This window comes from Paenibacillus sp. FSL H3-0469 (assembly GCF_038051945.1).
GTDB lineage: Bacteria > Bacillota > Bacilli > Paenibacillales > Paenibacillaceae > Paenibacillus_AQ.
In genome coordinates this window covers 1-19,370 of the sequence record NZ_CP150302.1, presented here as the reverse complement: position 1 = coordinate 19,370, position 19,370 = coordinate 1, and the positions used below count along the sequence as shown (strand labels likewise).

Annotated in this window: 14 protein-coding genes; 4 read left to right on the top strand and 10 right to left on the bottom strand. The window is 53.2% G+C overall.

All coding sequences use genetic code 11. The features are described from left to right. Positions 1–76: 76 nt before the first annotated feature. Together NSS83_RS00070 and NSS83_RS00065 are read right to left on the bottom strand one after the other, a co-directional pair. Positions 77–859, bottom strand: coding sequence for a hypothetical protein (locus NSS83_RS00070; RefSeq protein WP_341347455.1), 783 nt, complete (start codon positions 857–859; stop codon positions 77–79). A gap of 233 nt (positions 860–1,092) precedes the next feature. Continuing rightward, positions 1,093–3,099 carry a sensor domain-containing diguanylate cyclase gene (locus NSS83_RS00065; protein WP_341347454.1) on the bottom strand — a complete coding sequence of 669 codons (2,007 nt, stop codon included), beginning with the start codon at positions 3,097–3,099 and terminating at the stop codon, positions 1,093–1,095. A gap of 474 nt (positions 3,100–3,573) precedes the next feature. Between NSS83_RS00065 and rpsD the strand changes: the two genes are divergently transcribed. Both rpsD and NSS83_RS00055 read left to right on the top strand, forming a co-directional pair. Next, positions 3,574–4,173, top strand: coding sequence for a 30S ribosomal protein S4 (gene rpsD / locus NSS83_RS00060; protein ID WP_341186293.1), 600 nt, complete (start codon positions 3,574–3,576; stop codon positions 4,171–4,173). Positions 4,174–4,364: 191 nt separating this feature from the next. Further along, positions 4,365–7,361: a transglycosylase domain-containing protein gene (locus NSS83_RS00055; protein WP_341186294.1), complete on the top strand. Its 2,997-nt coding sequence runs from the start codon at positions 4,365–4,367 to the stop codon at positions 7,359–7,361. Positions 7,362–7,448: 87 nt separating this feature from the next. Here the strand turns inward: NSS83_RS00055 and acsA are convergent, their stop codons facing one another. Beyond that, positions 7,449–9,173, bottom strand: a complete 1,725-nt coding sequence (gene acsA, locus NSS83_RS00050) for an acetate--CoA ligase (RefSeq protein ID WP_341186295.1) — start codon at positions 9,171–9,173, stop codon at positions 7,449–7,451. Positions 9,174–9,332: 159 nt separating this feature from the next. On the opposite strand from acsA, the gene NSS83_RS00045 reads away from it, so the two are divergent. Next, positions 9,333–9,965 (top strand): GNAT family N-acetyltransferase, encoded by a 633-nt coding sequence (locus NSS83_RS00045; RefSeq protein ID WP_341186296.1) that lies wholly within the window; start codon positions 9,333–9,335, stop codon positions 9,963–9,965. A 21-nt stretch (positions 9,966–9,986) separates the two neighbouring features. Here NSS83_RS00045 and NSS83_RS00040 read toward each other — a convergent pair whose 3' ends face one another. The 3 genes from NSS83_RS00040 to NSS83_RS00030 all read right to left on the bottom strand — a co-directional run bounded on the left by NSS83_RS00040 (position 9,987) and on the right by NSS83_RS00030 (position 12,535). Then, positions 9,987–10,682: a 5'-methylthioadenosine/adenosylhomocysteine nucleosidase gene (locus tag NSS83_RS00040; protein WP_341186297.1), complete on the bottom strand. Its 696-nt coding sequence runs from the start codon at positions 10,680–10,682 to the stop codon at positions 9,987–9,989. An 86-nt stretch (positions 10,683–10,768) separates the two neighbouring features. Next, positions 10,769–11,779, bottom strand: coding sequence for a catabolite control protein A (gene ccpA / locus NSS83_RS00035; RefSeq protein WP_036695017.1), 1,011 nt, complete (start codon positions 11,777–11,779; stop codon positions 10,769–10,771). Between the two features lie 318 nt (positions 11,780–12,097). Further along, positions 12,098–12,535, bottom strand: coding sequence for a hypothetical protein (locus tag NSS83_RS00030; RefSeq protein WP_341347453.1), 438 nt, complete (start codon positions 12,533–12,535; stop codon positions 12,098–12,100). A 232-nt stretch (positions 12,536–12,767) separates the two neighbouring features. Between NSS83_RS00030 and NSS83_RS00025 the strand changes: the two genes are divergently transcribed. Continuing rightward, complete coding sequence (locus tag NSS83_RS00025) at positions 12,768–13,292, top strand: type 1 glutamine amidotransferase domain-containing protein (protein WP_341186299.1); 525 nt, start codon at positions 12,768–12,770, stop codon at positions 13,290–13,292. 102 nt (positions 13,293–13,394) lie between these two features. On the opposite strand, the gene NSS83_RS00020 is transcribed toward NSS83_RS00025, so the two are convergent. The 4 genes from NSS83_RS00020 to NSS83_RS00005 form a co-directional block, all read right to left on the bottom strand. After that, on the bottom strand, positions 13,395–14,726 hold the full coding sequence (locus tag NSS83_RS00020) for a DUF4179 domain-containing protein (RefSeq protein WP_341347452.1): 1,332 nt from the start codon (positions 14,724–14,726) through the stop codon (positions 13,395–13,397). 76 nt (positions 14,727–14,802) lie between these two features. After that, a complete protein-coding gene (locus tag NSS83_RS00015; RefSeq protein ID WP_341186301.1) occupies positions 14,803–15,327 on the bottom strand; it encodes a sigma-70 family RNA polymerase sigma factor in 525 nt (174 codons plus the stop codon). A 297-nt stretch (positions 15,328–15,624) separates the two neighbouring features. Next, positions 15,625–17,391, bottom strand: a complete 1,767-nt coding sequence (ptsP, locus tag NSS83_RS00010) for a phosphoenolpyruvate--protein phosphotransferase (RefSeq protein WP_341186302.1) — start codon at positions 17,389–17,391, stop codon at positions 15,625–15,627. Continuing rightward, positions 17,388–19,274 carry a glucose PTS transporter subunit IIA gene (locus NSS83_RS00005; RefSeq protein ID WP_341347451.1) on the bottom strand — a complete coding sequence of 629 codons (1,887 nt, stop codon included), beginning with the start codon at positions 19,272–19,274 and terminating at the stop codon, positions 17,388–17,390. Before NSS83_RS00005 ends, ptsP begins: the two co-directional genes overlap by 4 nt. Positions 19,275–19,370 lie beyond the last annotated feature (96 nt).

Below are 19,370 nucleotides of genomic sequence, written 5' to 3'. Positions count from 1 at the left end.
TTACTGAAAATAAACATACCGTTATATTGTAGCACGCCTGCCATAGAGCGCAAGCCATCTGCGGGAAGAGAACCGCTCACTTATAACCGTAGAAATCCACCTGTGTAATATAGGTCTCTTCCGTGGTCGCTCCGGCCTTGCCGGGATAGGTGAGGGTACGGTTCGAGGTCAGCCGGGTAGGCAGATTCCGCTTCGGGTCGACCTTAAGATAATATACCGTGCGGATATCCGCCTGGTTCAGCCTCTGCTGCAGCTCTGTCTGCTTCTGTTCCCAAAGTGCGCTCTTAGCCGCAAGTGCCTTAGCGTGAGTGTCAGCAGGCGCAGCAGCGTCTATTCTGGCAACCGGTTTAATAGCCTGCATCTTCTGTGCAAGCTCTGCCGAGAGCTGTCTGCGCGCCTCCTCTGCCGTTAATTCAATCCGCAGGACCCGGGTCCCTCTGGCGCTGCCCGCTTCCTCCGTCACCTTCTTGCCCATCTTCTCCAGCTCCTCCAGCTGACGCAGCGGATTCAGCGCCTCCAGCGGATTGCTGCCGCCAAGGGCCGGAGAGGCCTGCTTCATCGTCCATTTCCCGTCTTCCTTCACCATCCGAGTATAGTAGACTGGCGCATCACCTGTGCCCTGCTTCAGAGAATGCGGACCGGACTCCGCTGCAGGAGCTGGTTGTCCGCCGTCAGGCAGGAGAGAATAGAGGCTGATCTGGTTGTGATCCATGGTCTTCCCTCCATAGTAGAGCGAAGATTCCGGGACCGTCTTTCCGTCGATCAGCAGCGCAGCCGCTCCTTCGAAGGACACCCCATCAGTGCCATCCATCCCCGCCATTACCAGATTCAAATCCTCCGCAGCCGGTTTGTCCTTCATCACTGTGCACCCGCTAAATACAAGACTAGATAGCATTAGCAGTGCAAGAAATTCCGTGCGGACGCGTCGTAAGTTCATCATGGCCATCATGCCCTTTCCGCAAAAAGTAGAGTGCAGCTGTATTCTACCTAGGGTCTCCCTGAATGCTGGGCTTATACGCCGGATGATGCAAAACACCCCTACAAGGTGACGCTTAAGCTTCGATGTCCATTCAAAAGAAAAATCCTTAAGGCCTAAGCCCAAGGATTCTTCGAATTGTTCTCAACGTTTTTGTTATCGATCACTACCTGGTTTCGCCCGTTGTTCTTGGCTTCGTAGAGTGCCATGTCCGCCCGGTAAAAGAGAGATTCGACACTGACCCGGTCATCGGTCCAGCTCCACTCGGCGACCCCGCAGGACACGGTCACACGCGGCTCTGTCTCTCCCATCACACGCTTGCGGATACGCTCCCCTACGAATACGGCCTGCTGCACTCCAAGCTGAGGCAGATAGACCGCAAGCTCTTCCCCGCCCCATCTGGCGGCGACATCCCCCTGACGGATCGAGGTCTTCACGATGTCGCTGACCTGCTTCAGGATTTTGTCCCCCTTCTGATGTCCATAGGTGTCGTTCACCATCTTGAACTGGTCAATATCCACCACAATCAGGGTTCCGCAAAAATCACTGGACTGCCGCTGCTTAATCTCTTCATCGAGATAGTGGCGGGCGAAAAGTCCGGTCAGCGTATCCCGGTTCGCCAGGCGGCGCACCTCCGCATGAAGCCTCGCATTTCCGACAGCCAGCCCGATATGACCGGCCATCGCCTGCAGCAGCCTGTAGCTGTCATAGGAGAAAAAGTGGGCCTGCTTATGCGCCAGCATAATGGCTCCCCGCACCTCCCCGCCCACATTCAGCGGAGTAGCAATGAGCGACTCTGAGCCGGTAGCATCCATCAGCGTTGAAGTCTGCCCTACAGCATACTTGTAATCGGAGAGCAGCAGCGGCTCTCCCGTAGCGTAAACCTTACTGCCGAGTCCCTGGTTGCGATCCAATATTTCACCCAGCAGCGGCAGATAATTGCAGGCTATCACCTCAAGCCCGCCGCGTTCTTCATTCATATGGAGAATACAGCAATAATCCGCCTCGAACATGTCCAGCAGCTCTTCAAAAGCAAACTGGAAAATATCGCCGAGCCTGAGGCTCTGATTCAGCCGCTGCGTAAGCTCATTGCTCATGCGCAGCTCCCTGATCAGCTGGTTGGAGCGTTCGTACAGCTTCGCATTCTCGAAGGCTGTACCAGCGGTATCCGCGACCATGGTCAGGAAGCTAAGATCCAGCTCATGGAAGGACGCCTTGTCCATAATCATGTGAAACACGCCGTATACCCCCTGCTTGCCGCCCAGCGGAAGCCCTACCTCCACAGTCCCGTTCTCTTCCCTCCCGGTATGAAGCGTAACCCGCCCATCCTTGAAGGCCCGGGCACAGACATCATTATTTGCCCATGTCAGCGGAAGCGGCTTGACCTGAGGATGCGTGCTGCGATGGTCCTGGGACATGAACAAATCAAGCCGTGCTCCCGGATACATCGCAGCGATACTGTCAATGACTTCCGTCAGTACGGCGTCTACATCAATGTTGTCATGCATGCGCTGGACAATCTGAAAAAGCAGCGAACGGCGGCTGCCCTCACGCTCGGCATGCAGATGAATCCCCGCAAGATCCGAGACAAACACATGCTCAAACCGGTGATAAAAGCAGGTCTGGAAATGCATCGACATGGCTTCAGCCGTATGCTTCCCTCCCGACTCATACTGCTCCGCAGGCATTCTGCAGCCAAGCACGGCAAATATTTCCCGGTGCCCGCGCGTAAATACCGGCAAAGCCAGATGGGTATAGGCTTGTCCTTCCTCCAGAACCTCGGCAGCATACATCCCGCCTGTCTGCAGGCAGATTCCCGCCGCTTCTTCCCACTCTGAACTCCAGCGCCCCTGCCGGAGTTCAGAGCCGGGCTCAATCCAATCACCTTCATAATTCAGCACACACCAGCTCCAGGTCTTCGCGAAGGAGGGGACTCCCTGTCCTTGCCATTCCCTGAAACTCTCGGCAATCAAGCTGGCGGCGTAGGGGAAATCGTGAGACACGATATCCGTCTCCTTCAGCCAGGCGGCGGGATCTTCATACTCTCCGCCGGATTGCCTCATGTCCTGTAACAGCATACGACCGTCCCGATCCTTATGGCCGTATGCCTCCTGCTCTGACATAAAGAGGACCTCCTTTGCATCTTCAATCAGGCCAGACCGGAGTAGGCCCCTGATTCTATAGTAGAGACATTACCAATCCAGCGTAAATATAGTCAGGATATTTTGAAATCACAGTTTTCCGATAACATCCAATTAGTTATATTTTACTCCCTTTCTTGCGGTATTGCATTATATTTTCCGCAAAACCGGGATTTTTTTTAGGACCAAAGAACTAACGACAAAGATAGACAAAAACTCTTTTAAGTTGCGCTTGACTTTGCCTGCCATTTTCATATAATATTTATTGTTGAACAAGACTGTAACAAGTCTTATTGGGCGTAACGTTGTGTCACCCTCTACGCATTTCGTTACTGCCAGGGCAGCGGCTGAACTTCCCTCGGCAGTGTGAAACCATTTAACGCTTTCACGGATACGAATTGCGGCGCAAATAGGCCCTACAATAAATTTTTTTCATTAAAAGGAGTCTACTATAATATGGCACGTTACACCGGACCTAAATTCAAACTCAGCCGCCGTCTGGGCATTTCCCTTAGCGGTACAGGCAAAGACCTGAAACGCCCATTCCCACCAGGACAGCACGGCGCTAACCAACGCAGAAAAGTAAGTAACTACGGAATGCAGCTTTTGGAAAAACAAAAACTGCGCCACATGTACGGCCTGGGCGAAAAGCAGTTTAAAACTCTTTTCACTAAGGCACAAAAGCTCCAGGGTATTGCGGGCGAAAACTTCATGTTCCTGCTCGAAAGCCGTCTGGACAACCTGGTTTACCGTCTTGGATTCGCTAACTCCCGTGCAGGCGCACGCCAGTTGGTATCCCATGGCCACGTAACCGTTAACGGTAAAAAAGTCGACATCGCTTCTTTCCGTGTAAGCATTGGCGACGTTATCGGACTTCGCGAAAGAAGCCGTGCTATGACTTCGATCAAGGAAGCTCTCGAGAACCGCAACCACCTTCCGGCTTACCTGGAATATGCTGACGGATCATTCGAAGGTAAATTCCTTCGTCTGCCAGAACGTGCCGAGCTGTCCCAGGATATCGATGAGAAGCAAATCGTCGAATTCTACAACCGTTAAGATTCGCTTACAGCGGAATCTGATCAAAGCTCCCGGATTTCTATCCGGGAGCTTTTTTTATGAATCCGAGTCATCATCGAAGCTGAAGTCCCCGCTTGGTGGGGTTATTTTAAAAATCCTCTGCGGCAGAAGCGCATTCAAAATCGCCAAATTGTGCTATAATAGTTCCGTTAAAAGGAGGATTATCGTCGATGGTTGAGGAGAAGAAAAAGAAGACCGCAAAACAGCGTCCACCGCGCAGATCCTGGCTCCGCAGGTTCGGTTCAGTTGTGAAGTGGATGTTCATACTCGGTATACTCGGCTGCCTGTTCGCCGGCGGCGCTGTAGCCGGCTACGTCACTTCAATAGTGAAGGACGATCCGGTACGGCCCGAAGAATTAATCCAGCAGCAGGTTGGGCTGAACGCCATTACCGGCTTTGCCTATTTCAGTGACGGACAGCCGATCGGCCAGCTCCGCACAGAAGAAGACCGCAGACTTATTGAATTCAACGATATTCCGCAGCTTGTGATTGATGCCGTTCTCGCTATAGAGGACAATAATTTCTACAATCATAAAGGGGTGGATTTCAGCGGCACCCTGCGGGCCGTTAAGCAAAAGGTACTGAATGAATCTGTTCAGACCGGGGGCAGCACCCTGACCCAGCAGCTTGCACGGCGCGTGTTCCTGAACCTGGACCGCACGGAAGACCGCAAGGTGAAGGAAATTCTGCTGTCCCTGCGGCTGGAACGTTTCTTGTCCAAGCAGGAAATTTTAACAGCTTATTTAAATAAGGTTCCTTTCGGGAACGGTTCCAACGGCTATAATGTATTCGGTATCAAGGCCGCCGCCAAAGGCATCTTCGGCCTGGATGATCTGGAGAAGCTGAACGTGGCCCAGGCGGCGTATCTCGCCGGCTTGCCGCAGCTCCCCTCCAAGTATTCTGCGTTCAACGGCGTAGGCGAATTCAACGAAACGGCCTTCGGCCGGGCAATGGACCGCCAGAAGCTGGTCTTACGGCGGATGCTGGAGGAGAACAAAATTACTACATCCCAGTACGACGAGGCCCTGCTCTTCGACATCAAGAGCTCTCTTGCACCGCATACCAAGAAGGCCTATGCCACCTTCCCTTATCTCATGATGGAGACCGAACGCAAAGCGTCCGAGATCCTGCTGAAGCTGAACCAGGATACGGCAGACAAGGCGGCCTCTGCTGCCGATTCCGCCCAAGCGCTGGAGGAAGCACGCCAGCAGTTAATGACCGGCGGCTACCGGGTGTACACCACCATTGACAAGAAAGTGTACAGTGCGATGCACAGCATCTCGGATGACAGCAGTAATTTCACCAAGGACAGCAAAGCCAGAGGCAAGGAACAGACGGCCGGTATGATGATCAACAACAAGACCGGCGCGATTCTCGGCATGATTGAAGGGCGCGATTTCAACATCGAGCAGATGAACTACGCCACCCAGATGATCCGCCAGCCCGGTTCCACCATGAAGCCGATTGCAGCATACCTGCCTGCACTGGATGCAGGTCTCATTCAGCCTGCGGGTATTCTGGATGATGCGCCGATTGTCATGAAGGACGGGGGCAAAGGCTACCACATTCCCAAGAACGCCAACAACCGTTATCAGGGTCTGGTAACCGCCCGTTATGCCCTGAACAAATCCCTGAACCTGCCCGCCTTGAAGCTGTTCAACGACAAGGTGGGTATTGAGAAGGCCTGGGCCTTCTCCAAGAAGCTGGGAATTACCACCATCCAGGACAATGACTATAGCGCTCAGACCGGGGTTATCGGGGGGCTGCGTTACGGGGTATCCGTGGAAGAATTGACCAATGCTTATTCCTCCATCGGTAACGGTGGTGCCTTCAATGATGCTTATATGATCGAGAAGATCGTGGATAGTCAGGGTAAAATCGTCTACCAGCATAAAGTTAACCCGGAGCAGGTCTTCTCCAAGCAGACCGCTTATCTGATGACGGATATGCTGCGCACCGTAATTACTGACGGAACAGCAACTACAGTGAAGAGGAACTACAAGCATTTCAAGGAAGTTCCGATTGTCGGCAAAACCGGCTCCACCCAGAACTATGGAGATGTCTGGTTCATGGGCTATTCGCCGGATGTCACCCTTGGAATTTGGGTGGGCTACAAAGAGCAGGTCAATACCCTTCAGGGGGATACGCAGAAGCGTCAGGCGCAGACCCTGTGGACCAAGGTAATGAATACAGTGATTGACAAACGTCCCGAGCTGTTCACCACGAAGCAATTCGCCCAGCCGGAGGGTATCGTCAAGGCGACAGTCTCGGCATACAGCGGCAAGAAGCCTTCCAAGCTGACGGACAGATTCACAACGGACCTGTTCAACGCGAAATTTGTTCCTAAGGAGAGCGACGACGGAATCTCCAATGCCAAATATATCACTTATAACGGGGTGAACTACATCCCTCTGGAAGGAACTCCTGAGGATTTCCTGAAGGAGAAGATTGTAGTCAAGCGTGAGAAGCCGATTCAGGAGCTGGTTAAAGAGCTGCTGGCCGCCTTCCCGGCAATGAAATCACATGAGTCCCTGGCGTACTACATGCCGCAGGATGCCAAGACCGACTATCCGACTGAGGTCGATCCGCGGGTCGATGACGGCAACGGGCCAAGTGCTCCCGGTGAAGTCATGGTTTCCTACAGTACAGGCAAGGCTGTAGTTACGTTCACTCCAAGCGGTTCGCCGGATGTTGTCGGCTACCGCCTCTACCGTTCCCTGAACGGCGGATCTTTCCAGAAGCAGGCCGTTCTCGCGGCTGGAGAGAGCACCGTCTTCAGGCCGGGTACTCCAGCAGGCGCTAATGCTACCTTCTATGTGGCTGCTGTAGACGTAGCCGGACATGAGACTGCTTCCGGCAGTGTGGCTGGCGGCATTAAGCCGACACCGGAGCCTACGCCTACTCCGGAACAGACGCCGGATGCAGAGCCGACACCGGATGCCGGAATCATCCCGGACAGTACAGAAGACCCTGGCATGATCATTGTTCAACCGCCTGCTGCGGATACTTCAACTCCGTTAGGCGGAACCAATGCAGCCGGCGGGAACAGCGGCGGAAATGCCACAGGTAATAACAGCGGGAAGCCTGCAGGCAATGCCGGCGGGAATACGGGTGGGAATGCCGGAGGCAGTACCACCACTAACGCAACAGGCAACTCTGGACGTTAAGCTGAACAGGCAGACTTCAATATAAGCTCAAAAGCCCGTTCCCCGGGATAAGGGGAACGGGCTTTTTTCAACGTACTCCAGCTCTGCCTAGTCTTCGATGGTAGACAAATCGCCTGCTGGAAGATGCAGCTCCCAGGCCTTCAGTACACGGCGCATAATTTTACCGGAACGGGTCTTGGGCAGCTTATCCTTGAACTCGATTTCACGCGGTGCCGCATGGGCAGACAGGCCTGCTTTGACAAATGCCGCGATCTCTTCCTTCAGTTCAGCGGTTGGACTGTATCCATCCCGCAGCGAGATGAAGGCCTTGATGATCTCTCCGCGCATGACATCCGGCTTGCCGATTACACCAGCCTCCGCCACAGCCGGATGCTCCACCAGCTTGCTCTCAACCTCGAAGGGTCCGATCCGCTCCCCGGAGGAATTGATCACATCATCAATCCGGCCTTGAAACCAGAAATAGCCGTCTTCATCCATGTACGCCGAGTCCCCAGAGATATACCATCCGGGAATCCGGAAGTATTCATCGTATTTAGCCTGGTTATTCCATACCTTGGCCATCATAGACGGCCAGGGAGTGCGGATGGCCAAATTACCCATAGAATACGGCGGCAGTACATTGCCGCGGTCATCAAGGATAGCTGCTTCAATCCCCGGCAGCGGCCGGCCCATGGAACCAGGCTTGATGTCCATTCCCGGGTAGTTGCAGATGAGCTGCGCTCCCGTCTCGGTCATCCACCACGTATCATGAATCCGCTGCTGATAGATTTTGTCGCCCCAACGCACGACCTCCGGATTCAGCGGTTCGCCTACAGACAGCACATGACGGAGACTGCTCAGATCGACCCCCTCCAGAGTCTCCTTGCCAGCCCCCATCAGCATGCGGAACGCCGTAGGTGCACTATACCATACGCTCACCCCGAAGCGCTCAATCGTCTTATACCAATCCAGCGGACTGAAACGTCCTCCCCGGACTACATTCGCTACCCCATTGAGCCAAGGGGCAAAGATCCCATAAGAGGTTCCGGTTACCCAACCCGGATCGGCCGTGCACCAGTATACATCGTCCGGCCGCAGGTCCAGAACTACCTTGCCTGTATAATAGTGCTGAATCATGGCTTTCTGCACATGGTAGATACCTTTGGGCTTCCCGGTGGAACCGGAGGTATAATGCATAATCAGACCGTCCGTAAGGCTCAGCCATTCCGGTTCCAGCTCGGCCGACGCTTCAGCCATTTCCGCTTCATAATTCAGCAGCCCCGAATCTTCAGCAGCAGAAGCTCCTACCACAAAGATATGGCGCAGTCCCGGGAGCTGCTCCCGCTTCACCCGGTGCAATAGCTCCGGTGTGGTTACTAACGCCACTGCTCCGCTATCCTCCAGACGGTCCTTGACCGCCGTCTCCATGAACGCCTCGAATAGCGGACCTGCCACTGCTCCCGTCTTCAGAATGCCGAGCAGGCTGAAATACAGCTCCGGGGTACGCGGCATGAAGATGAACACCCGGTCTCCTTTGCCGATTCCGTATTTGCGTAGTACATTACCGAACTTATTCGACCGTTCCCGTAAGTCGGCGAAGGTGTACCTCTCCTCACGCACCGCATCGCTGTAGATCAGTGCCGTAGCAGCCCCCCGCCCCTCCTCGACATGACGGTCTATCGCTTCATGTGCCATATTCACCTTGCCGGTCCCATGCCAGGAGAAGCTGCGCTCGACATCCTCCCACCGGAATTCATCAACTGCCCGGGAATAATCCTCCATATTCGAATGCTGCACCCGGCCCGGCAAAATTTCACCTCGAACTTGCCCCATTACTCTTGCCTCCCCTACTGGTTTGCTTTAAGCTTTAAGGGTACCATCTACTTCTAGTAATTCCGTCAACGCTCTAAATGTGAATATTCCGTGTCGGAATCAGTATATCACAGGAAGCGGTTACATTCCATATTATAGTGAACCGGAGGGAGCCCAAGCATGGAGCATCTTAAAATTCCTGTATCCCATACGATAGAGCATCAAGGCCGGCTGATTTCTGTCCGTGGCCCCCTATCGCCCGAAACACTTCAGACCTTAAGCATCCACCGCGATCTGGACGCCTTCCGTAAGCCGCAGGAGCAGCTTGAAGCACTGATAGAGATATCGGCCTTACCTGAAGGACGCATCGTGGCAGCGGTGGTCTCAGGCGCTATCGTGGGTTATGTCACCTTTCATTATCCGGATGAATTGGAGTTATGGTCCCAGGGCGGGATGGAAGATCTGATTGAGCTGGGAGCGATCGAAGTGGCTGACGAGTATCGCGGGAGCGGACTTGCGAAGCTGCTGGTTTCAAGTGCTTTTGAAGAGGGACAACTGGAGAACTGTATTGTATTCACAACCGAATATTATTGGCACTGGGACCTCAAGGGGAGCGGCCTTACCGTATGGGAGTACCGCCAGATGATGGAGAAGCTGATGAAGACGGTAGATATGGTGTGGTATGCCACCGATGATCCGGAGATCTGCTCGCATCCGGCCAACTGCCTCATGGTCCGCATGGGCCGGGAAGTACCGCTGTCCTCCCGCGAGACCTTCGACCGGGTGCGCTTCAGACAGCGGTTTATGTATTAATGCAGGCGGCCTGCCGGCAGGTTACATAGCCTTAAGCATATGCTCCAGAATGGCATGCGAATGCTGCGAGGCCGTTACGGTGAACTCACTGTAATTCACATGGGCTGAGCCGTCTGCTTTGTCTGACATGGAGCGTACGATTACAAAAGGTATCCCGTTCATATGGCAGACCTGGGCGACCGCCGCACCCTCCATCTCTGCACAGGCTCCGTCCAGCTGCTCACGCAGCATAGCTACTGAGGCCCTGCTGGCAATGAATTGATCCCCGGACAGCACAATACCTGTTACAGACTTCTGCTTGAGCTCATGACAAGCCTCTTCTGCTAACTTCACCAGCAGAGGATCTGCCTGGAAGGCAGAGATCTCCTGATAAGGGATCACGCCTCTGGCATAACCGAGCGCTGTAACATCCATATCATGCTGAATGCAGGAGGACGAAATAACAATATCCCCGATGTTCAGCTCAGGATGCAGCGCTCCGGCCACTCCGGTGAACAGCACCTGCTCTACGTCGAAGCTGTCCAGCAGAATCTGGGTGGTTACGGCGGCGTTCACCTTCCCTACCCCTGATTTGCAGACTACAGCCGCCTTCCCGAATACCTTCCCTGCATAAAAGGTAATGCCGGCCTTCACCGTGGTCTGCCGGTCCTCCATCTCTTCCAGCAGCAGCTTGATTTCTTCATCCATTGCGCCAATCAGTCCCAGCACTCCGCTCATTTCATATCCCCCTTGAACTTTCTGCCCGCAAACATAAAAAGCTCCCGAAGGAGCTTCTTATGAAACCTATGTTCACGCGACTGATCTTATTTGTTGACATGGTTGACAGACAGACGAAGAATGGTCTCATGCGGCAAAATAACCCGCGGATTCTCAACCGTCTCCTTCTTCATCAGCTTCGTCAGCAGTCTCATCGCCACAGCACCGAGATCATACATCGGCTGTGCTACAGTAGTGAGGAGCGGACGAACCATTGAAGCCATCCGGATGTTGTCTACACTGATAATCGAGAAGTCGTCCGGCACCTTGAGACCTTCATCCTGAATACTGTGAATGGCGCCAATTGCCATCTCATCAGTAGCGGCAAAGATAGCTGTAGGCTTCTTCTTCAGACCCAGGAAGTACTTCATGGCTTCGACACCGGATTCGTAACGATAGTTACCGATGCGTACCAGATCCTCCTGATACTCGATACCTGCCGCTTCCAGCGCCTTCTTGTAGCCATGGAACCGGGCATATCCGTTCGCAGGATCCTGCAGCGTACCGCTGATCATGGCGATCTCACGGTGTCCGTGGCGGATCAGCGTATTCACTGCATCAAATGCAGCCGTCTCGTGGTCGATATCCACGGAAGGATACGTTCCCTTCTCATCGCGGGTCGCACAGAGTACGATAGGCACAGCAGAGGTCTGGAACGCCTGAATATGCTCTTCCGTAACGGTTCCGCCCATGAACAGCAGCCCGTCCACCTGCTTCTCGAGCAGTGTGTTAATGACACGAATCTCTTTCTCTTTGCGCTTGTCAGCGTTACAGAGAATAATGTTGTAGTGATACATATTGGCAATATCTTCAATCCCGCGTGCAATTTCCGCAAAAATCGAGTTTGAGATATCTGGGATAACAACCCCTACGGTTGTCGTTTTCTTGCTGGCGAGACCTCTCGCCACAGCATTCGGACGATAGCCCAAACGCTCAATCGCTTCAAAAACCTTCTTCCGGGTCTGCGGTTTCACGTTGGGGTTATTATTCACAACCCGTGATACCGTAGCCATAGATACGCCTGCTTCTCGAGCTACATCGTAAATGGTTACCGTCAAATTACTCTCTCCATTGCGATAAATTTTATCGTTCGACTAATTAAAATTATGATACGACACTTTGTACAATTGTGCAATGATAACGCTTCATTTTCCTTTCAAAATTTCTTTCAAAGGTTGAAACGTCAGTCCTGGCGCGGCTTTAACGCCTTCCGCCAATTCCTGATTCTCCAATAGCTTCCAGTTGAAAGCCCTTAAAATTTCAAGAATTCCGTATGCTTTCTCTATCGTATCAAAAAGCGCGTGAAAAATCCAACATTCGTTGAAACTTTTTCATTGTTTTTGCAGACTTTTTTTCAAAATGTCAAAAAATGCTCTTTATTTGGCACTTTCTGCCGATTGAGCAGTCAACTGGGAGAGCCGCAAGCCAATCTCTTCCATCCACTTCTTGTCGGATAGATCCGCCGCCGTGCGGTATACATCCAGCAGCAGATCAATCCGGCTCTGCATAGCCTTGCGGATAGCCTCCTCCAGTTCCGGCAGGCCGCCGGCAAACAGGCCCGCAGAAAGCGTATCCTTCAGCACACTGGCCCACTCATTGCGGTCCGCAAAGGATAGATGAAGCTTGCCCGCAGGGCGCTCTCCAAGCTCCCGGATCAGCAGACCCAGGTCACGCTTAATAACCGGCAAGGGCTCATAACGGGCGCATTGCCCGCAGGTATATACAGGGACATGAGTAATTTTGATCTTCGCACTATAAATCAGCGTATGCATATGTATGGTCATGATCCCGCCGCAGCCACAAGACTTCTTCATTAATTGTTCCTTATACATCTCCCACACCTCAGAATGATCTTTTAAAAACGCATAGTTCTGCCTTTTCCCTATCTACTATTCGACCTTATTCCCCTGAATCCCTGCAAGTTTGCATATCATGTTTTAATTGGCAATAGTTTTAGGATTTTCCATATCGAAAAGTGACTTCAAGTCTCTCTTTTGATAGAATGACATAGATATCAGGAAGTTAAGCCGAAGGGAGCTGAACAGAATGAGACTTTCAGGTAAAAAAGTCATTGCGCTGGTGGACGATGAATTTGAAGACCTCGAGCTGTGGTATCCCGTATACCGCGTACGCGAGGAAGGGGCCGAGGTTCATTTGGCCGGCCTTGAGAAGGGAAAGACGTATGTCGGTAAGTATGGCGTACCTGCCACTGCTGAATACAGCTGGGACGAGTTGAACGCTGCCGATTATGACGGTATCCTCGTTCCCGGAGGCTGGGCACCCGACAAAATCCGCCGGTACAGCGCAGTGCTGAAGCTGGTGCAGGATTTCAATAGTGCGAAGAAGCCGATTGGCCAGATCTGCCATGCCGGATGGGTACTGATATCCGCGAAGATACTAGAGGGCGTAACCGTCACCTCCACACCGGGCATCCGTGACGATATGGAGAACGCTGGAGCCATCTGGAAGGACGAGCCTGTCGTCACTGACGGCCATATCATCTCCGCCCGCCGCCCGCCGGACCTGCCGCCTTACGGCAAAGCGTTCTGCGATGCGCTTGCTGGTGAATAGGCGGAATAGAATTGGAATAGCAGACTAATGCCGGAACGGCCACAAACAAGCCCTGCCTTATCTTTCGATGAGGTTCAGGGCTTGTTCTAATTCACCAGATGGTTACCGGATTGGAACGGACAGCTTCTCTTTGATCAGGGCAGGATATGCCTTAATGGCGAACGTCAGCGGCTGCGGATATATATTGCCCCCCAAACCAAGGTAATACATGTGAGGGATTGACTTCGCTTTCTCCGGCTCCGTGCGTTGCGGAATATCGATATCAAACTGATCTGTTGAATGAACTGTACCTGCTCCATCGGTAAATGTTGGCCCCAGCCTAAAGTCATTGTAGATACTGTTATTCTGTGCCTGAGAATCATATTCCAGCACCATCGTAGAGCCCCTTTCCGTGTTGTGGACAGACATTTGCAAATTCTGATCTGGAGCCTTGATAATTTGTTGCTTATCCGTATCTACAATTAATTGGGTTGCCTTCTTATCCAGCGCCAGAATTCCATTGATTTGCAGCTGGAGCGATTGTGCCGAGCTCCTGTCGTTGGCAAATATCAGTCTGCCCCCACTGTCCGTAAAGCTGGCAGCGCGTAAAGCCAGATACGTAAAATCACCGCTACCGCCTGCTAAGAGCCCCGGTTTGTACATGGAGAAGATCTGTTTGGAGTTCAGCGGGTCGGAAGTATAATCCATATAAATGCCGGAGGCGGCCAGATAGACCTGATTAATTTTAATTTTCTGACCTTCTATTTCCAGTGTTTTGTCTACATGTATGGTTTCTCCTGCCTTAGCAATCTCCTCCCGGTCTAGCGGAAGAGCTACAGACAATTTAGCAATAGAGCTATCTGCTGAAGCTGACGTGAACTGTTTGTACTTACCAAGTTCCAATTCCAGTGTAAATTGATCCGGAAGAGCGCCTCCGTCACTCTCCCACTGCCTTACTTCATAACCATAGGTTATACGATTTGGGGAAATTGAGTTCTCAGGCCCCAGGGATGTATGCAAAGGATTTGAAACAGCTGATGTTAACTGAATATGTGCTACTTTGGCCTTCTCATCAGTCTTATTCTGCAAGGAATACAAAATGATAATCCCCTTCTGATCTGCAGCAATTCCGTCTACAGTCAGGACAAATCCATTCTGCTCCGCAGTAACACCCGTAATGCGCTGTACAAGGCCAGCCTCGATTGCCGAAGATACGGCGTTTGTGGTCATCGCAGCTGGAATGTACTTTTCAAAGGGTCCATAGCTCTGATATATTGCTGCCTGATCGGGAGCTGCCCCTTGGGTCTTCAACACCTCACCCGCCCGGGGAAAGGAGAATAACAGCACAATCCCCAGCACTGCCGCCGCTGTAGCCAGAGCATAACGCTTCCTTAATGACATAGAGCTTCTGCGTGAAAGCGTTATGCCTTTACGGATTGCCGTATTCAGCTTCATCTCTGTAACCTCATCCGCTTCTGCCGACAGACTGTGGTAGTACTCCTTCAGCAGCTCTTCTTCGGTCTTGACCATGCTATAGTCCCCCTTTGATTCTCATTTTGTCGCGCAACTGCTTAAGTCCCTTGTTCAGCCAGGTCTTGACCGTTCCTTCCGGCTTACCCAGCACCTCGGCAATTTCTGTCAGCGTCATATCCCGGTAGTACTTCAGCACAAGCACCTGACGGTATTTCGGTTTTACCGCTTCCAGGGCCTGCTCCATATCCAGCTTACGGTCACTGGTCATCTCCTGTAGTCCAGCGCTTGCCGGTTCCGGGACAGGAGCAGCCAGCCGCTTCCTCCGCTTCAGTTCATCCTTGCAGCAGTTGATCAGAATCCGGGTCAGCCAGGGTGCGAACCGGTCCTCATCCTTCAGGCTCCCGCGCTTCACCCAGGCCCGGTATGTAGTTTCCTGAACCATCTCAAGTGACTCCGCTTCACTGCGCAAGTAGCTGTAAGCAATGCTGTAGAGTATTTTTTTCTGCTCCAGTACCCGGCTGATAAACAGCTGCTCCTGTTCATTCAAGTGGCGCACCTGCTCACCTTCCCACGTATGTTCCATCCAGGCTTAGTCTCCCCTTTCTTTTTTGACTTCTGTATATACTGACTGTCCCGCAGCCCAAACGGTTTTACTTTTTTGACAGCGCACTTGTTCCCAGTGATTGCAAAAGCAAAATAACCCCATAAAATGGGGCTTAGCTTCAATGATGACTCAGATACTTTGCGGGGACCCCAAAACATATAAAATCATTGAAAAAGCCCGGTGTGTATGGCCCCCTTGACCCTCACCCCGGACTTAATATCGATGTTCTTGTTCAACTTGTCCTTGTCATGCTGATAACTCTATGCCGCAAGAAGGCTATGACGTCTTCTCTTTGGAATCTCCGCCGGCGCCCAGCGGAAATCCGCTCCGTCCTACAAAAGCTGTAAGCTGCTCCTCTGTCTCCGAGCTGGTGCGGTTGCGGAAGCAGACCTTCGCAATCTCTCTGGCTTCAGAAGCCAGGGTGTTCAGCGTACGGTGCTTCACCTTCAGCAAGGCTTGCGGCGACATGCTCAGCACACTGATCCCCAGCTCCAGCCAGAGCGGCAGTGAGCGCTCGTCTGCGGCCATCTCGCCGCATACACTGACATCGATGCCTACGCTGCGTGCCGCATCCACCGTCATGCGGATCATGCGCAGCACTCCCGGATGGTACGGATGATACATATGGGCAATCTGCTCATTCATCCGGTCCACAGCCAGTACATACTGCACCAGATCATTCGTGCCGATACTGAAGAAGTCCACTTCCTCCGCCAGCAGGTCGGCAATCATCACTGCGGCCGGAACCTCAATCATTATACCTACCTTCATCTCGCGGTTATACGGTACTCCCCGGCTGTCCAGCTCGCTTTTCACCTCGTTCAGCACCGCTTTGGCCGCCTGCACCTCTTCGACCGAAGAGATCATCGGGAACATCATCCGCACATTGCCGTAATGACTGGCCCGCAGAATGGCTGTAATCTGGGTTTTGAACATATCCTTGCGGTCCAGGCTGATCCGGATGGCCCGGTAGCCAAGGAACGGGTTCTGCTCCTCCGGCAGCTGGAAGTAATCCAGGTGCTTGTCTCCCCCGATATCAAGCGTACGGATGACCACGGACTCCTTGCCGACTTTTTCCGCGACCAGCTTATAAACTTCGAACTGCTCCTCTTCTGTCGGAAAAGAACTGCGGTCCATATACAGGAACTCTGTGCGGAACAGCCCTACTCCCTCGGCCCCGTATTTCAGCGCCATATTCAGCTCCTTCACGGAACTGATATTGCCGGCCAGCCGCAGAGACACGCCATCCTTCGTGACCGCTTCGACAGTTGCCAGCAGCTCCAATTGCTCCCGCTTCCGCTGCTGCTTCGCACGTCTGGTGTTGAAATCAAGCAGTGTGGATTCATCCGGATGAATCATGACCGCCCCGGTCTCCCCATCGAGCACCAGCATGTCCCCTGTCTGGATAGGAGTCAGGATCTTGTTCTCCAGGCCCGCCACCAGCGGAATGCCGAGCGCACGGGCCATGATGGAGGAATGCGAGGTTTTGCCGCCCATCATCGTCGCTATGCCCAGCACATACGCCGGATTCAAATGCGCCAGCTGTGAGGGGGACAGCTCCTTCGCTACCAGGATGTACGGCTGGGTATCCGACGGCAGTGTAACCTCAGGCGCACCCAGGAGATGCTTCAGCAGGCGGTTGCCGACATCCTTGATATCCACCGCACGCTCCTTCATATATTCATCGTCGAGCAAATCGAACATCGCCACGAAGTGGTCGATCGCTTCCTTGACCGCCACCTCGGCTGCCTTGTATTGGCGTTCGATAATGCCGCGGATTTCGCTCATGAACACCGGATCATCCAGGATCGCCAGATGGGCATCGAAAATACTCGATTCCTCCGGTCCGACGACCTCGCGGAATTCTTTTTTAATAAACTCGATTTCGTCCTTGGAGGTCCGAATGCCTTCGTACAACCGTTCGAACTCCTTCGCCAGATCCACCGGATTCACCTGGGTGTCCGGCAGACTCCATTCCCAGTTCGGCAGGACAAAGGCCTTCCCGATGGCAACACCTGCTGCGGCGCCTATGCCTTGTATCATGCTTCGATCCCTCCAACATTGCTTTCATGTAGTACCACGGACATGACGGAAGACTGCCCCTTTTTCACGTTTTTGAATGGCGCATAGCTCCAGGATTTGACCCGGTCCGGGTTGGTAATCACCATCGGTGTCGCCAGCGAAGCGGCATGCTCCTTCAAGTAGGCCAGATCAAACTTGACCAGCAGCTGCCCCGGCTCCACACTGTCACCTTCCTGTACAAGCGCCTCAAACGGGCCCTTAAGCTGCGAAGTATCGATCCCGATATGCATGAGCACCTCGAGCCCTTCGGGCGTAGCAATGCCCACTGCGTGCATCGTAGGGTATACGTGCATCACTTTGCCGAATACGGGCGAGACCAGCTCTCCCTTTTCCGGGACAAAGGCCACCCCATCCCCAACCAGCTTCGCGGCAAAAATATGATCCGGCACCTCTTCAATCGGCATCATCCGTCCCTGGATCGGCGCACTGAACAGCACCTGCGGCAGATCGCGCAGCATCAGCTTGTCAATCTCCTCACGGATCAGCTCCGAATATGTACCGAAGACGACCTGCACATTGCCCCCGCCCAGCTTGATAATGCCTGCGGAGCCCAGCCCCTTCAGTGCCCCTGTATCTATGAAGCGGTCATTATGCACCGTTAATCTCAGCCGGGTGATGCAGGCCTGAACCTGCACAATATTCTCCTTGCCGCCCAGTGCCTCCAGAATCAGCGGAGCCTGATACGGGATATTGCCCGCCCAGTCGCCCAGCTCAGAGCCTTCCTCGCGGCCCGGCGTAGGAATCTGGAACCGGCGGATCGCCCAGCGGAACACGTTATAATATACAATGCCATAGCCGATCCCGATTGGAATCAGCAGCCAGGCCCGCTGGGACAGATGCATATTGAGGAAGAAGTCGATGGTCCCCGCCGAATAGGAGAAGCCATGATGAATCCCGAGCGAGTAGGTCAGCACCATCGCAAGCCCGGACATGACCACATGCAGTGCAAACAAATACGGCGACGCGAACAGGAAGGCAAATTCAATCTGCTCCGACACTCCGGTCAGAAAGCACACCAAAGCTGCACGTAAAAACGTCTTCTTGATCTTGGGCTTGAGGTCCTCGCGCGCTTCCTGAATGATCGCAAAGGCAATTGCGGGCAGGGCGAACATCATAATCGGGAATAGCCCGGCCATGAACACACCCGCTGTAGGGTCACCGGCAAAAAAGCGCGGCAAATCCCCCTGTACGACCGCACTGCCGTCAGGCGTCGTAAAGGAGCCCAATTGAAACCAGAACACATTATTCAGAATATGGTGCAGGCCAAAGGCCGTCAGCACCCTGTATAGCACCCCGTACACAAACACTCCATAGCCGCCGGTCAGCTGCACTACCCTGAACAGCTCGTTGAGCAGCTCCTGCAAGAGCGGAGACACACCGAGCATGATCCAGGCGAACAGCGCCGAGAATAAGCCCATGAACAGCAAAACAAAACGCGACCCTCCAAAAAACTGGATCGCCTCCGGCAGCTTGATATTCTTAAACCGGTTATGCGCTACACCGGCTACAATCCCAAGGATAATACCAATTAATGTTGCAGGCTGTACAGCCCCGTCTCCCATGTTGGACACAATCCGGTCATAAGTGAACATCCCTGCGAGTGCGGCCAGTCCCGCCGGTCCGGCCTGATTGGACAACCCCCACGCCACACCGACAGCAAACAAATAAGGCATGAAATAGAATATTCCTTGCCCCGCGTACGTCGTCACTTCGGATAGCGAAGAAAGTCCCCATGCAGACCACGGTAAGCTGCCCAGACTCAGCAGGATAGCTGCCGCCGGAAGCACCATGGTAGGAAGCATAATGGCTCTGCCCAACTGCTGCAAAGATCCGAGCCAATTCAAGGCGACCCTCTCCTTTCTTTCTATATTGAATGGTAAGCGTTACAGCAGTTTTTGTCAAAAGAATCTGGGGATGAACCGGAGGTGAAGCGCGCTACG